At 53.8% G+C, this 15,748-nt stretch carries 11 protein-coding genes and 1 pseudogene; 7 read left to right on the plus strand and 5 right to left on the minus strand.

The window, feature by feature from the left end:
- Positions 1 to 225: 225 nt before the first annotated feature.
- Complete coding sequence (locus tag Poly59_RS15415; protein ID WP_146534985.1) at positions 226 to 1,269, minus strand: tyrosine-type recombinase/integrase; 1,044 nt, start codon at positions 1,267 to 1,269, stop codon at positions 226 to 228.
- 1,662 nt (positions 1,270 to 2,931) lie between these two features.
- On the opposite strand from Poly59_RS15415, the gene Poly59_RS15425 reads away from it, so the two are divergent.
- Positions 2,932 to 3,525 carry a hypothetical protein gene (locus tag Poly59_RS15425; protein WP_146534987.1) on the plus strand — a complete coding sequence of 198 codons (594 nt, stop codon included), beginning with the start codon at positions 2,932 to 2,934 and terminating at the stop codon, positions 3,523 to 3,525.
- Positions 3,526 to 3,561: 36 nt separating this feature from the next.
- Positions 3,562 to 4,602, plus strand: coding sequence for a hypothetical protein (locus Poly59_RS15430; RefSeq protein ID WP_146534988.1), 1,041 nt, complete (start codon positions 3,562 to 3,564; stop codon positions 4,600 to 4,602).
- A 969-nt stretch (positions 4,603 to 5,571) separates the two neighbouring features.
- Here the strand turns inward: Poly59_RS15430 and Poly59_RS15435 are convergent.
- Positions 5,572 to 6,855: an outer membrane protein assembly factor BamB family protein gene (locus Poly59_RS15435; protein WP_186776283.1), complete on the minus strand. Its 1,284-nt coding sequence runs from the start codon at positions 6,853 to 6,855 to the stop codon at positions 5,572 to 5,574.
- Between the two features lie 522 nt (positions 6,856 to 7,377).
- Here Poly59_RS15435 and Poly59_RS15445 point away from each other — a divergent pair.
- Together Poly59_RS15445 and Poly59_RS15450 are read left to right on the plus strand one after the other, a co-directional pair.
- Positions 7,378 to 7,761: a BlaI/MecI/CopY family transcriptional regulator gene (locus Poly59_RS15445; protein WP_146534991.1), complete on the plus strand. Its 384-nt coding sequence runs from the start codon at positions 7,378 to 7,380 to the stop codon at positions 7,759 to 7,761.
- Positions 7,762 to 7,797: 36 nt separating this feature from the next.
- Positions 7,798 to 10,884, plus strand: coding sequence for a M56 family metallopeptidase (locus Poly59_RS15450; protein WP_146534992.1), 3,087 nt, complete (start codon positions 7,798 to 7,800; stop codon positions 10,882 to 10,884).
- Between the two features lie 159 nt (positions 10,885 to 11,043).
- Here Poly59_RS15450 and Poly59_RS15455 read toward each other — a convergent pair whose 3' ends face one another.
- Positions 11,044 to 11,913, minus strand: a complete 870-nt coding sequence (locus Poly59_RS15455) for a hypothetical protein (RefSeq protein ID WP_146534993.1) — start codon at positions 11,911 to 11,913, stop codon at positions 11,044 to 11,046.
- A gap of 216 nt (positions 11,914 to 12,129) precedes the next feature.
- Here Poly59_RS15455 and Poly59_RS15460 point away from each other — a divergent pair.
- Positions 12,130 to 12,444: pseudogene (locus tag Poly59_RS15460) on the plus strand (IS3 family transposase); the annotation flags it as partial.
- 114 nt (positions 12,445 to 12,558) lie between these two features.
- On the opposite strand, the gene Poly59_RS15465 reads toward Poly59_RS15460, so the two are convergent.
- On the minus strand, positions 12,559 to 12,714 hold the full coding sequence (locus Poly59_RS15465; RefSeq protein WP_146534994.1) for a thioredoxin domain-containing protein: 156 nt from the start codon (positions 12,712 to 12,714) through the stop codon (positions 12,559 to 12,561).
- A 69-nt stretch (positions 12,715 to 12,783) separates the two neighbouring features.
- Entirely contained in the window at positions 12,784 to 13,161 is a 378-nt protein-coding gene (locus tag Poly59_RS15470) for an RNA polymerase sigma factor (RefSeq protein ID WP_146535321.1), read from the minus strand.
- Positions 13,162 to 13,320: 159 nt separating this feature from the next.
- On the opposite strand from Poly59_RS15470, the gene Poly59_RS15475 reads away from it, so the two are divergent.
- Together Poly59_RS15475 and Poly59_RS15480 are read left to right on the plus strand one after the other, a co-directional pair.
- Positions 13,321 to 15,318 (plus strand): adenylate/guanylate cyclase domain-containing protein, encoded by a 1,998-nt coding sequence (locus Poly59_RS15475; RefSeq protein WP_146534995.1) that lies wholly within the window; start codon positions 13,321 to 13,323, stop codon positions 15,316 to 15,318.
- Between the two features lie 34 nt (positions 15,319 to 15,352).
- Entirely contained in the window at positions 15,353 to 15,715 is a 363-nt protein-coding gene (locus Poly59_RS15480; RefSeq protein ID WP_146534996.1) for a hypothetical protein, read from the plus strand.
- Positions 15,716 to 15,748 lie beyond the last annotated feature (33 nt).

A 15,748-nucleotide genomic window follows, 5' to 3' on the forward strand; every position in this document is an offset into this window, starting at 1 on the left:
ACCCGGAACAGGGTTGGCGTCACATCGCTCGGCGGCGTCCGCAGATGCCAAGGGAGCGAAAAAGGCCATTAGTACTCTTGGCAATTCGTCTCCTTGCGTGCCGAGGTTGCATCGACCGAACGCTCGAATTACATGGCGGAACTCGCATCGGTGTCTTTGAAGCCGGGACACCTCGGCGCCGAATCGCAGGCTGAGTTAGACGCTCCGGATTCATCGACCGGTAGATCATCCGCCCGCGAACTTCCGCCGGCAGCAAGGGCATTCACCCTCGATTCCCTGTGGTAGAGCCATGAAAGCGGAAGGCTGAGGGATCGTCATGATTGCTTTGAATGCCAATGGATCTCGATGAGCATAGTGCCGGTACGTGACGCCGCTCACAGAGTGACCGAGGATTTCGATGGAAGACTCAGGCAGGTGTTCGTCATAGTATGTCGCGCAGGTCTTGCGGAGGTCCTTCAGCAGCCAGTCTTTGGCAACGCCGGTTTCAATGTCGACTTTATCGCGAATCCCGGCGAGGGCGATCAACCGTTTGAAGACCGCGTTGGGTCTCGCAGTTCCACCCACGAAGATCGGTTCCTCCGGTACGAGCGTCGGAGGTTGAAGGCGACGCAAATGTGCGTGAACCGCTCGATTCATCGGCCGATAGAACGATTTGTTCGTTTTAACTCGTCGATAGAATATCCATCCATAGCGAGATCGAAGCTTCGATTGTCGATCGGGCGATTCACGGCTCCAGAAAACGTGCCGCCATAAGAGCGGTTCGTGAGTTGTTTTGGTCTTCCAGATGGTACCCGTGTCCAGGCCGTAGTTGAAAAAAAGAACGATTGCGGATCGCCAGTACTGGCCAAACGAGTGCGGTTGCTTCCACGCGCGTGGTCGGCGCATCTGGTACGTGGCAAAGTAGAGTGCGTTCAGTTCCGCCTTGCTCAGATACTGACGACCAGCGACATCGCGTTGCGGACGCGGCTTTGGGAATCGCGGAAGCGATTCAATGATGTCGTTTTCCCATGCCCATGCGGCGACAGCGCGGACATGATCACGTGCCTTGTTCGATGTCCGCTCCGGATTCTCACCCCCTTGTTCAACCGCATCGTCGTAAACCCAATCCAGGAAATCTCGAATGCTTGATCGAGATAGCTGTTCCAGAGGAATCTCTTGCCCCCAACTGATCCACTTTCTCACGGTGGCTTTGTACTCGTCGCTTGTACCCTTCGAGTGCTTTTTGGCTTTGCAATAGCGTTGGACAGCGGATGGAAACTTTGTCGACATTTGGAGAATCTCCTGCATTGCCGTCGACTACCTCCAGTAGGCTCCGCTCGACGTGCTACGGGGCTGAGTGCTCCTTGCTCGACTTCCGAATCTGGGAATGGAAATGTGACTTTCCAGGATAGTTCGAGCAAACGCGACGGATCCAGGTCGATGAACCGGTGGATCGTTAGATCGTGCGTTGTACTGGACTGTTGAGGTCACCGACACGCATCTTGTGGCCTGTCGCAGTCGTGGAACTGGCATATTCGCGCCCAGGCAATTGAGGAAGTGAGCCTGTCACAGGTGCATGCACGATTTATCGACCGAACGGACAAAACCAATCAGAGACCGCCATGACCACTACCTGCCCTCGATGCAGACAGACGTTGCAGAGCGGAAGCGGATTCTGCGTAGGTTGTGGTCTCACTTGCACGGACGTCGATTCGCGGAAGTTCAGATTAGAACAGGATGCACGAAGTCGAATTGACCGGGCAAGGCTACTTGGAAGGCTATTCCGATTCCTACGTTGGATACGATGGGTTCGCTGAGAAATTCGTTGCTACCATCGTTTTGGCGCCCAGGCACCCTCTTTAGTTCCAATCACTACGTCCGTACGATGAACCGGAGCAACCTCAGGCGTCGGCCACCGGACCAGCCAAGACTGCCGCCAAAATGCCACGAAAGAGTCCGCGTACCTTTTCCTCGTCCGCCCCCTTCCCCTTTTTCGATTCGTCACCCAAACGTGACCAGTGCACTGGCGACGAGCGCCAGAACGCACACGCATATCGGTCTCGGTTCTGTATAATCACCCATCGTTTCATCAGCGGTATTCGATTCGTCGAAAAGTCATGGCATTCGACAACCCCGACGACCGGGGCAGAGCTTAGGGCCGTTCTTCAGTTCCGCTGCGCATCGGACAACTCGTCCTCTCGTTGGCTGATGAAAAGACAGTGCAATTTCTGGTGACTACTTCAGCACGGCCATGTAATGGCTGTCGAGGTCTGGGTAACAATTCAGGAAATCCGCTCCCCGAACCAAAACGCTAGGAACGCGTCATTGGTTTAGCGGGAATCGGCGATGAACGGCACAATTTCAATGAACAAAGAGAATTGACCAATGGCAGCGGACGAATGGGAAGATTTGAGGACGAAGGTTAGATGCACGCTGGCGCCAATCAAAGAGGTCGACGCCAATACGCAAGCCGAAAAGGACTTCCTGTTCAAAGCTGAGGAGACGGTTGAGGGCCGACAACTGCCGCCGTACCAAATCGTTCACTTTCTTTTTTGCGATTTGCTCGGATTCCGGAACCTTGGCCGATTCGAGAAAATCGCGTGGTCAGTTCCGATCGACTTCGACGGTCGCGCATTTCTTATTGAGCATCGAAAGTTCGGACTGGGCTTGTTCGCACGCGACAAAGATACAGACAAGGATGACGCCCGGCAAATCGTAAAAAAGATTCGGAAGGCGTCGAAGGTCGCACGCCCGTACTTTGACTTTATTGCGAGTCGGGCGGTAGCTGCATCTGAAATAAGCGTTATGAACCGGTCGAATGAGCTTTTTGAACGATTCACTTTCTTTGTCGAACTGTATCGCGGCGAACGGGGCGAGGCTGAATCAAGGAAAGACGAAACGATCAAGACAGTCAATGGAAACAGCACGCTCATCCAATTTCCGCACAAGCAATTGGAACGCAACGCAAAGTGGCTGGCTATTTCTGCGATTGACGCATTTTACAGTTGGACAGAGCATTTGTTCGTACACATCGCGATCGTCCTTCGCGGGATTGACAGTGGCGAAGCGATTGCAGAGCTGACCGGCGTTGAGTGGGGAGATAAATTCAAAACGTCAATTGGCATCGACCAGCCCGTTGCGAAGAAATACTACGACGAATTGGTCATCGTTCGTCGACAGCTTCGCAATTTCTTGGCTCATGGCGCGTTCGGGAAGAACGGCCAGGCGTTTAATTTTCACTCCAGTGCCGGTGCCGTACCCGTCTTGATGCCACACGACAAGAGCAAAAGCCGTTTCGCTCTCGATGATAACTTGGCCTTCGAGGAAGACGCTGTGATTGAACTCCTGGAGAAGTTCGTGGACTTTCTTTGGAAAGGTGAAACAGAAACGGCAATGCATTATGTGCAGGAGAGCTATCTCCCCTCCATCCTGACACTTGCAAAAGACGGGACTTACGCCAAAGCAACAAACTCCCTTGAGGAAATGAATGAAATGATCGATCACCTTTCGGGGCAATTCGATCGCGCCGCAAACATGGACTGGTAGCGCCGAGAGCCGACAAGTACTTAGAACCAAAATCAAATGAACGACAAACCGGATATCGAGCGCATTCGCGTTCTACACGACGTGCAAACTCATTTTGAGTTGCCGAACGACGCAAGAAAGAACTTAGAATCACAGCTCTCGTCAGTAGACCAAGACCGAGTCGAACGGTTTGTTTCAGGTTTCAAGATAGAAGACTGGTTCGAGTGGATTTTCTGTGCGATGCCGTGGGCTGTCCTGATCCATGGTCTCGATCAGCAACAGTTTCCAACGCGATCAAAATCTCTTTACCAGGTTCCGGACTTCCTGATGCTGGTTGAAACAACGGCATTGACTCACCAGCCATTGCTCGTTGAGGTCAAACGAGTCCAGCGAGACAAAACGACGCTAAAACTGGCGTCGTCTCAGGTTTCCATCGCGGAGGCGTACGCGGAGAGTCTGGGGATGCCTATCGTGTATGTTGTATACTGGGAAAAGTTTAACGTCTGGACGGTCAACACGCCTGACACGTTGAATCGCAAGTCGTCAAGTGCGAAGCTGCCGCTGACCAGGGCACTCGAGTTTGATTGCAGTCTCATTCTCGGTGACGTTTCGTATTTCCTGCCACAGTCGCTCCAGCGGACGTCACTCTTCGACAAGTCCGCCACAATAACTGATTCGTCTGTACGACACACAGATCACGGAGCGATGGTTTGCGATTCAGCGAAGCTAGGAGATCGAACAGTCGAATTGGAAGGCTTCGAGTCAGCAGCAATCGATTGTGCGTTGTCCATGATAGAAAGAGACATCCGCACCTCCCCTGGCGGACAGGTACAAAGCAAATCAAGTCCCAGTGACAACTACATGATTAAGTTGAGTACTTGGATCACGCGGCATTTGGCGATATTCGACACTACTCCGAGTGAAACTCTCTCCAACGGGTCGGCGCACGCAATCACTGAATTGATGGAGAAGCTTGGGTGCCCCAAACTACAAATGTTCCCGACCGATCGATCATTCCAAATACAACAACTTGCGACCCTATTCATGACTCCCGCGCAGGTTGAAGAAGTGGCGACTTCTGATTCGCATGCGTCCTAGACAATTCAGGTGAAATAGAAAAGGTTCCACGACTTGAAATTCGGTTCGCGGGTATACCTAATAGGTGACTAGATTGCGGAACATATCGCATGAGAGATAGGATTCTCTAACCGGCTCCGGTGGCCGACACCGAGTTCTTGTGACGCGTTCAGAATCAGGATGGTCAGTCAGTTGCGAAACACGTCTTTGCTAGGCCGTGGATATCATTTGAAACCTTGAGAGAAGTCCTGCTTCAAACGTCTGTCGACTCGCTTCCGTCAGCAGTCCGAACCGCTGTGGTAACAACCCATCAGCATCATCGTCATCACTTGGCTCTAGAGCGAGGACTGCCCTTTGGTGGTGCCAACTACTGGATCCCTGTTCCGGACGAAGCTTGGTCGATCCTGGTTTTCCGAATGCGTTCTACGAAGGTGGCGAAGCCGGCCACGTTGAGATTTGGGAAGAAGTGATCCGCATTCTTTCAGGGCTGCATCACCTCAAAGGAAATGAACTGATCGAGCAGATTGGGAATTGCCCTTACGGGTTCCCCAATGCATCTGCCAGTTTGACGACTTCGTTCCATTGCTCTTGGGATCGAGCAAGGACGAGCGTCTCGATCAGTCGATCCGATGGCTTCTCCTGATAGCCGTAGCGGCACGCAACCTCCACGGGCAAGCTACTCAGGATTCGGCGGTAGGTACGATTGCTCCTGTGCCTGAGTTCCTCATCGTCCTCGCCGGCATCGCTTGCCATCATCACCGCTGTAGTGAGGCTCGCATCATTCGCCACAAGTCGATTGAGATCTTCTCCAATTGAGATCTTCTCCACTCGCAGCGTACTGCAAGCCTGTCTCTCGGAAAACGTGAGGGTGGATACCCAAACTCATCGCAAGTGAAGCCCCTTGCTGTCAGCCGAAGCTACGCTGACGCAAAGCAATGCCTTGCGCGGATTGACTGCCGTTCGTGCCGGACGCCGATTTGGCTGTTGGCCTCACTCTTGAGGGCCTAGTCGATAGAGAAATTGATCGCTTCGCAGGAGAACGCTTCCGTCACTGATCACCACGGGCGAAGCGTTGAAGATCGAATCATCTCCGTCTAGGTTCGTGTGAGAAAGCAACTTGAATTCGGGGGTTGCGGCGACCGTGAAGATGCCGTTCTTGCGACTGACATAATACAGCCGTCCGTCGGCGAGCAGTGGCGAGGCGTAAATCAAATCGCTGGACGGATTGAGTCGTTGCTCGTAATTCGTTTCACCAGTCGTGGCGTCAACGCAATACACCAGTCCGCCTTTCTCACGTGCCCAATACACATGCCCTTCGTGATACACGGGTGACGATACGTTGGAACCTTGCACAATGTCCCAGATCTTGTGCGACTCGGTGACATCCCCAGACCCGCCACTGCGAATGGCAATCAGTCGGCTTCGTCGGCCACCACCGGCGTAGAGGATGCCGTCTTCAACGATAATGTTGGGACAAATGTAGTCGTCGATGCCAGCGCAGCTCCACAGTGGCTTGCCCGTGTTCGGATCGAAAGCCAAGATCTTTCCCTTGATCGACAACGCCAATTCGTCGCTGTTGGTCTGGCTTTTGTAAATGACTGGCGAATTCCATGACTCGCCGATACCACCCTGTCGCCAAACTTCACTGCCATCAGACTTTTTCAACGCAATCAAGTCACCGCTTTCGACACTTGCGTTGATGATCACGGTGCCCTTGTAAAGAACTGGTGAATTGCCCGAGCCGAAGCTATGGGTGTTGGATCCGCAATCGGCTTGCCAACGCTGGTTGCCATCGAAGTCGAACGCGATCAGTCCGGCTTCCGCGAAGTATACGTAGACTCCCGTCTCATCGACGGCAGGTGTGCTCGATGCGTAGCCGTGGACACCGACGCCCCAGTTGTTGTATTCGGCTTTGTGCGAGGGAGCCGGCACGTCTTTCTGCCAAACGATGCTTCCGTCGGACAAATTGATACAGAATAGGTGCCGAACCAAATCACCGGGATTGCCAGGCGCATCATCGTTGATGCCGAAACCGGTGTACGCAGTGACGTAAGCACGATCTTTGAAAACGACCGGACAGGAGCTTCCGCGCCCCGGAAGAGGAGTCTTCCAAGCTACGGCATCTGAGTTCCAAAGTTCGGCGACTTGTGACTCTGAGGTGCGACCAAAGTTCGAACCGCGGAACTGATTCCATTCTTCCGCCCGCAGTCCGACGGAATCGAAGGTGACAAGAGCAGCTGACAGAAGCAACGAATAAACTGAACGTCGAATCACGATCTTCTCTCCGAGGAGTTTGGTAGTCATGGCTGGGTTGCAAGAAGCGTTCGGCTCGAGCACATGGGACTCGAACACATTGCTGAGTGTAGCTTCATTGTTGTCCATGTCGAAGGCGACGCTGAAAACTCCAGTAATCGATACTTCTGTCAGTTGGCGCTCAAACAGCGCCAGTGATTGGCGCCTCAAACGGTACCAGTTGATCCCGCACCCTGGCCCCGCGTCCGGTGGTGGGTTTTCACATCCGAAAACCCACCGACGAGGGCCTCATGGCGAATCAACTGGCGATGGACAAGTCCCTTGCAATCAACAACTTACGGCGTGCCGGGTATTCCCAGCGACGCATCGCCAAGACCCTCGGTGTCTCTCGCGGGGCCGTGCGGAGGCAATTGGAGGCAGAAAGCTCAAACAGGACCATAGCGCCAACGGTTCCGATCCAGAAGCGAACTTTACAGAAGCTCTGTTGACAACTCGTACGAATGTACAAATAATGTTGATTGTACATCTGTACGAGGAGAGGTCATGGTACGTAAGAAGAAAAATTTGCCGCCCGTCAGCCCAGCCGAGACGGAGATATTGCGGCTCGTGTGGAAACTTGGGACGGCAACCGTTCAGCAAGTCTGTGACGCGCTGTCGAAGAAGCCGCCTGCCAATTACGCCACCGTGCAAACGTTAATGCGACGATTGGAAAAGAAAGGCTATGTCGAGCACGAAGTTGACGGCAAGGCCCATGTGTTTACGGCTGCGGTGAAACAGGAGGACGTGATCAAACGCACGGTTGGCGATTTCGTTGACCGACTCTTTGGTGGCGATCCTTTGCCGTTGATGCTTCATCTTGCCGATCAAAGCGAGCTTGGTGATGACGATATCAAGCGATTGAAGAAACTGATCGAAAAACACGGCTAGATCGACGCGAACACTTACCGGGATGTGGAGAGAACCATGGAAACTGTCTTTGATTGGGTTGCCGGATTTCTTGCCAATCAGAGTTGTCAGTTGATCGTTGTATTTGCGATCGCGGTGGTTGGCGCATGGTTGCTAAAAAATCAAAGCGCTCATTGGCGTTACCTGCTGTGGCTGCTGGTGATCGGCAAATGTTTGACTCCATCGCTGATCAGTGTTCCGGTGGGGGTATTGCCCGCGAGTTCGGATGCCGTTGTTTCAACGCTGACCATCCCGAGCATGGTTGTTGACGGAAGTGTTGCATCGAAACCAAGGGCGCAGAGTTTCCAACAAACTTCCGCTGCGACAGCACGCACAATTGCCTCCGTCGTTGACACGGATGTCGACACACAGGTCACCGCGCCGGTCTCGCTGCGCTTGGCGACTGTTAAGCCGAAAACAAGCATTAACATTTCGGCGTGGCTAGTCCTTGGTTGGATCGTGGGTACGACGGTTTTCTTGACGGTATTGTTCGGCAAGATGTTTGAGACTCAGTGGCGATTGAGACGTCTGCGTGTTCCAGCGGAAGAAGAAACGCAATCGTTCGTTGCCTCAATCGCCGGTGCAATGTCACTTTGGCGAGCGCCTAAAGTCTACGTCGTTGCATCAAGCTCACAGCCATTCGTGTTTGGCTGGTTGCGAGGTGATGTCTATCTGCCGGCCGGCTTTAAGAATATCGAATCAGTCGCGCAGCGCCGGGCAATCTTGACTCACGAGTTAGCCCATGTTGGCAGATGGGATTTGGCGATCAATCTGGTTCAGATGTTCATTCAGGCCATTTTTTTCTTTCACCCAGCAGTCTGGTGGGCCAATCGAAAAGTTCGAGAAGAGCGGGAGAAATGTTGCGACGAATTCGTTTTATCGGACTCAAAGACTTCGCCAAAATTGTACTGTGAAGCCATTGTGCAATTGCTGGATCTCGAAAGAAACTTCGATGCGTTTCAGTCCGTGCTGGCGGTCGGCGGTTCGACGAAAAACATTGAGGATCGGATTTGCACGATGCTGTCTGGGACTCGCAAGTTCCGTCGGCGACCCTCGCTTGCAGCGCTCGTCGTCCTGGGAACCATCGCAGCGATTGCTTTGCCGTCTACGATCGTTGTCACGAATACCACTGCGGTCGCCGCGATGCCACAAGAAGCAACGAGTGAATCACCAGCAGATTCGCCAGAAACGACGACGGATCCGAAAGTCGACTGGGACAAAGGGCAGACGATGGAGTTTCGAGTGATCCACTCTGAAACGAAAGAGCCGATTCCTGATGTCGATCTGGAACTGCAGTACATGGGGAAAGGAATCGACTTTAACGATGTCAAAGTGCAAACGACCGATGCCGAGGGTAAGTCGATCATCACATTGCCAGACTTGCCAATCAAATCGATGCGAGTCTATCCAAGTAAGCCTGGCTTTGTGCCGCTGCGAGTTTACTGGGAATCTGAACCGACTCCCGTACTGCCAAAAACAATTTCGATTCCACTGGACCCCGGAAACACGATCGGCGGAACGATCGTGGACGAGGATGGTAAGCCCGTTGCCGGTGCTCGGGTCTCGATGCACTATTGGGAAGAAAGCACGGGTAAAGCACTTGGCGACAGCCCACATGTCCGGGTCAATATTTGTGATTCCAATTACAACTGCAAAGGGATCGCGACCAGTGACAAGGATGGTCGATGGAAGCTGGATATCTTGCCAAAGGAAATCGACAAGGACAGGTTTCACCTTTACTTTCAACATCCCAGCTTCATCAGTGACCACTCGGTTCGTGGATTGACTTCGAGGTCAATCTACGAAGCTCCCCCTTTGCAGAAACTGTTTGACTCGTCCGCTGTGGTGACGATGAAGAAAGGGAGACTTGTTCAGGGCATCATCACCAACGAAGACGGTCGGCCGGTTCCATCGGCAAAGATATTTGCCTTCCTTCACGATCACCGCATTGATGAACCGATTGCGACGACTGAAGGAGACGGCAAGTTCAAGTTCTCGGCTCAGGCGGTCGAAGTCGTTGGCGACCAAGCGTGGTCTGCCCGTTCGACTGAGGCGGAAAATTTCCTGGTCGAAGCAAAAGGTTATGCACCGGAACTATTTGGGCTCCAAGACGGCCCGCTGTTCATCAAATTAAAACCTGGAAAAACTCTTCGCGGTCGCGTCGTCGATGAACTCGGCAAGCCGTTAGAGAAGGCGACCGTTTGGGCTCAGAATTGGCGAGGCAAACGAGGCCGACTTCGTGTCGAGGCAAAAACTAACGCGGACGGAAGATTCGTGGTGGAGGACCTGCCTGCGGATGTCGTCGATTATGACGTCGGAAAACAGGGAAAGATGAGCATCGACGAAACCCCGATGATTGCCGGCGAGAAAGAGTACACACTGACGCTGACGCCGCCACTTACCGTCAAGGTAAACGTCACTGACGCCGAGACTAGAATGCCAATCAAGGATTTAACCTACATGATGGGGTTCGAGTACGACGATGGCAGGGCACCAGACTGGCAACTCTATCCGAAACCACGCGTATTAACCGGGACGTTCGAAAAAGTATTCAGTCAGACGGGATTCCCGCAACGCATTCGGGTGGAAGCGGACGGGTACGAGCCCGGAATATCACGAACGATTGAAGCAAAGCGAGATGATAAAAAGCACACGCTGTCAATCAATCTAAAACTGAAAAAGGGGAACCCGGTGACGGGGTCAGTGAACGGCGTCGACGGGAAACCGTTAGCGAATGCCAAAGTGATCCTCGCGCGAACGCGTATCAACGTCAGCAAACGTGACGAGCAAGTCTATGACGGGGAAAACCCTGTAACGACCACAGATGGAGAGGGCAAGTTTCAGTTTCCACCCGAGACGGAGAAGTTTTCCGTCGTCGTCATTCACAAAAACGGCATTGGAATGGTCACCGAAAAGGATTTGGTTCCGGATACGCCGATTCAGATCGAGCCATGGGATGACAAGAATGAACAAATGCAGATCATTCGTTTGCCAGCTGAAATGCAGCACAGCGACTTTCCAAAATATGACCCGTTCGAAGAAAGACGGAAACGGGAAAAAGCCAAACAGGAAGCTTCCCCGGCCAGCGACGTGCCGGCTTTCTGATTCCCGCGAAGTCGCGAGACGGCGATGGCAATCGGGCACCTTGCGTCGACGTAGGGTGCGTCGCACGACGAACGTCTAGTTCTTAAGCGAATGTGTTGTCCAGACGTGCATCGATCAACCGTGCATCGATCAACCGTGCATCGATCAACCGTGCATCGATCAACGCGTGGTCTGTCTGCGTTTTCGTCGAGTCATCGCAGCAGAAATGCAGATCGCCAGCGCGCCTGCGAATGATGGTTCCGGGACCGACACGGCGGGGAAAGCGGCAATGAAGGTTGGGTAAATCGTGTTGCCGTTGCTGAAGTCGTCGTCCCAAATTCTTAACGAAGTAATCGTACCGCCATGTCCAATACCTAGATCGGTAAGATCGACTAGCTGCAGACTGGGACGTGGCGTTGCGTTGCTGGTGCCGAGGAATCCTGATGGCGTCGTGCTGTTGAGAAAGTCGGATGGATCCGCAATGGTATCAAAATACGTGAACATCGGCATGGAATTTACGGGCGATAGATCAAAGTCCGCGGACCGATTGACCATCAGCGGAGCCCCACCATCGGCCGAAAGCCAATAGGGACCTGGGCTTGTTTCGAACGATCCGAAATCAAATGTAATGAACGACAATAACAAGTCGCTGCCGACATCGTTGTAGACGGGTTGATTGAACGTGTACTGAGTGAATTCATCGCCAGGATTGAAAACGCCATCGCCAAGTCCGGGGTCTAGCAATCCGCGATTGAGTACTGGGCTGCTGAGAAATCCGTCTACCGCGCCTGCCGAAGGATAGCCATCGGCACTGATCACGGTCGCACTGGAAATGTTGACGGCAGTGACCGAACCCGTGATCCAATCGGATCCCCGATAGGCGTACTGTGTTCCGCCTCGATTCACACCAACTCGCTGCAGCGTTACCGCGTCGGTGAACGTCGAAAACGACGTGTCCACGAAAGTAATCTCGCCGATGGCTGGCGATTGAATTGCGAGCGAGACCGTGAGAAACGAAATGCACAAAAAGAAGCGGAGTCGACAATTCACGGTTGCAAGGCTCCAAAAGTTGAAAGGTGTGGGCAAAGTCGCTTAGCGTTGCCGCCGCCTGCTTGGAGGTCGTGCGGTCTTTCTGCACCCTCCTTTTCAAGGAGGAGCTGAGCCTGAGCGCGGGGCGGATTCCAGCACTGAACCCTCTTGAATGGCGGCGTCTACCTGCCCTAGTTCTGGCATCTTTATAACCACCAAAGCCCCTGTCAAGAAAGTCAAGCACTCACGTTTCGCGAGCCAAGTGCGGGCCTGATCGTTCACAGCGATCGTGGCTCCCAGTTCGCAAGCGATCATTTTCGCAGGCGTTTAGTGGCCAGTGGGCTTGTTCAAAGCATGAGTCGTCGCGGGATCTGCTACGACAACGCACCGATGGCATCGTTCTTCAAGAGCTACAAGACCGAGGAAGCACAGCAAATTTACGACACGCACGAATACGCCACACGCGGCGTGTCTGACTACATCGAACGATTTTACAACCCTCATCGCCTGCACTCGTCGTTGGACTACCTCAGTCCAATCGACTTCGAGTAAGCGATCAAAGAACCGTCACTCGTTGGTGAATCCTGATCCAAAGGACTCGCCTCTTACCCTTCCCTTAAGATCGGTCCACTGTCAACTTTTCGTGGGCAATTCCAAACCTCAAGATCAGTTCAGAGCACATGGTGAGCCGAACAGTATTGGGCCAGGACCCATCATGCGACAAGGACCGCACCAGGAAGCCCAGAAGTTGACCAAGACGGGGGCGGAGGAATGGGGCACAACGGCATCAAAATTGGCATCAGTCACGTGAATCGTGGACATGGTTGGGTTTCAAAATGGAGAAGACAGGAAGGGCGTGCTTTTTTGACGTCCCGTCCAAGCGATGTCTTACTAGAAAATCAGAAATGCCAGTTCCTTCTTCAATCGACCGCGTGCTCGCGACAAGCGACTGCGGACGGTTCCGACATTGATCCCCAGAATTTGGCCGATCGTGCGGTAGTCAAAGCAATCGAACTCGCGAAGCAAGAGAATCTTGCGATCGTGAGGCTTCAGCCGATTCAGCGCCACGCCAACCAACTCCCTCTGCTCGGACATTTCCAATCGATGCAATGTCCCCTCCGAAGCATTCACGACCGTTTCGCTGATGCGGCCGACCTCCTCGACGGATACCACCGCAGCGCCCAACCCAAGAAGATACTCAAGGGATGCGAACACAAACAACCGATTCACGCCGCTAGCAGCGCTGGAGAGTGAGCCGCTGCGTTGCATAAACAAACAAAAGTGGGTCCCGCGAACGCTTGTTTAAGGGGCTAGTTGGTCAAAAGTGAGATCTCGCGGCGGAATTCTTGTTAATCTAGTCGGCGTCGTTGCGACGTTTTTCTCATTGAAGACAAACGACGCGGTCCCAAGCCACTCACGAGTCTGCTGATGCCGTCAGATGCCACACGATCGACTCGGCGGTGTCCGGCGGTTTGGCTGCTCGCAATCATCGGCTTGTCGTTCGGTTCGATCGCCGCGTCGCTTTTCTACGCCGGCGGCCAGTGGGTTCGCAACGCTATGCTTTCGGCGTCGGACTTCTTGATGATTTCCGACACCGGGCCGCAGTTCGGAATGCGTTCCGATCCCACCGACATCGTGCTGATTCACTATGGACGTGCCAGCGCGGAGCGGTTGGGGACCAAGCCGACCGTGGAAACCGACCGCAAGTTGCTTGCGGAGTTGCTTGACGCCGGCGTGAACGCGATCGCCGACCCGCGACTGATCGCGTCCTTGTTGCCCGAAGATTTTGAACCGGTCGCGCGACCGACGCTGGAGATGATGCGCGACCTGGAAGGCGGACGCGGTCGCATCGTTCGCGAAATCATGCTCGGCAGCATGGTCGACTACGAAACCGTTCGCGGCTTCGACGACTTCATCCGGCACGAATCGATCAGCATGCGATCGCCGGCGGACTCGGAACGACACAGCCGCATGTGTCCGATCGCGGACCACGACTTGTTTGTGATGCGTGAGACGATGGCGGTTTGGTTGATGCGAAGGTACGAGAATCTGGACATTTTGATCGATGACGGCGTTGAGGATGCGATCAGCCAGTGCGGCATGGCGGGCGTCTGGCGAGACTTCTTTCCGCAAATGGAGAACCTGTTGTCGGAGTGCGATTTTGAGCCACCGATCTCGGACTACAAAATCGGCGATCGGATGGTCAGTTGGTTTTCGTACGAAGGTCAGTGGCCGCAGGTCGCGCCGTTCGCGTTTTGGATCGACCACACGCAGCATGTCGAAGCATTCCAGCGGTTGGACTACGGCGATGTCGCGGAAGGCGACTTTGATGCCGAGCTTGTTCGCGGAAAACTGGTCGTGATCGGTATGGATCCGGATTTTGTTCGGACCGACCAACGTTTTCGTGTCCCCGGCCAGCGCGAGCAAGTCGGCAACTCGGTGATGCTAGCGCTCGCCACACAAACGCTGATTAACGGTCGATTCATGCGGGAGATGCCGCTTTGGATGTACATGGTCATTGCGATCGTATTTTCATGCGTAACCGCGATCCTGGTCGGACGGTTTCCACCACTAGCCGCGCTCGTCGGCGGCGTCGCGATTCTGGTTGTGTACTTTGGAATCGCGATTCTGGCTTACCGTTCCAATTGGTTTTCCGACATGGCGATCACGTCGGTGACGATTGCACTGGCGGGCATCGCCGCCGGGGTGACTCGTTACGGTTATGAAATTCGGTGGCGAAATCGCATGACGGATTTGTTCGGTCGCTACGTGCCCCGCGCGGTCGTCAGCGACTTGATTTCGAAGCGTTCGCTGCAAGCGATCTCGGTCGGCGGCACTCGACGGGATGTCACCGTGATGTTCGCGGACATCCGTGGCTTCACCCGGTTCACCGAGGGCAACGAACCCGAGGCAGTCTTGGATCGATTGAATGAGTTTCTGGGCATCATGGTCAATTGCACTTTTGAACAAGACGGAACGGTCGATAAGTTTATCGGAGACGCGATCCTGGTCCTGTTCAACGCTCCGACGGATCAACCCGATCACGCCCTTCGCGCGATCAAGGCGGCGTGGGCGATCCAGTCGCGGCTGGCCGATTTTTTGAAAGCCCAGGATTCCAAATCGGCCGCGTCAACCAGTAGATTGTCGATCGGCATCGGCATTCACACCGGGGTCGCAATCGTGGGAACCGTCGGCACCCCGCAGCGGTTGGAGTACACCGCGATCGGCAGCACTGTGAACACGGCGTCACGTTTGTGTGACAAAGCCGCCGGCGGAACGGTGGTGGTTTCCAGAGAAGTCGTCGACGCGATCGGCAATGCGTTTCGATTTCGCGAAAATGAACCGATGGAAGTCAAAGGCATCGATCGACCTTTGATGACGGCAACCGTGATCGGCCCGGCCGAGACGAATGACTCGCCGGCTTAATTAAGACTCTTATCGATTGAATGATCAGAACAAGATGAAAACATCGAATCCCAACGCTGAACCGGTCCTATTCAAAGGATCGATGAAAGTCGGTTACTTCAACGCGCAATTGTTCGTTGACATGGCCGTGACACCGCCGACGCTACTGCTTCGTGCTTCGCTGAAGTCGTTCCGCATTGATCGCGAGAACGTGTTAGGCATGGATGAACTATGGCTGTTCGGGTTCATCTGGCGAGGAATCCGCATTCGGCATTGTCAACCTGGTTTAGCCACGAAGGTTATCTTTCGTCCGTCGATGAAGCGTGAGACATTTTGGAGTCGTTTCGGTGAACTCGGCTGGTCATGGGGACCGAACGGCCATCCGGTCTCGGAACCGGAAACGAACGGGACGCCGTGAGAAGGAACCGTTTTCGCTATCGGTAGCGAAGTT

This window comes from Rubripirellula reticaptiva (assembly GCF_007860175.1).
GTDB classification, from domain to species: Bacteria; Planctomycetota; Planctomycetia; order Pirellulales; family Pirellulaceae; genus Rubripirellula; species Rubripirellula reticaptiva.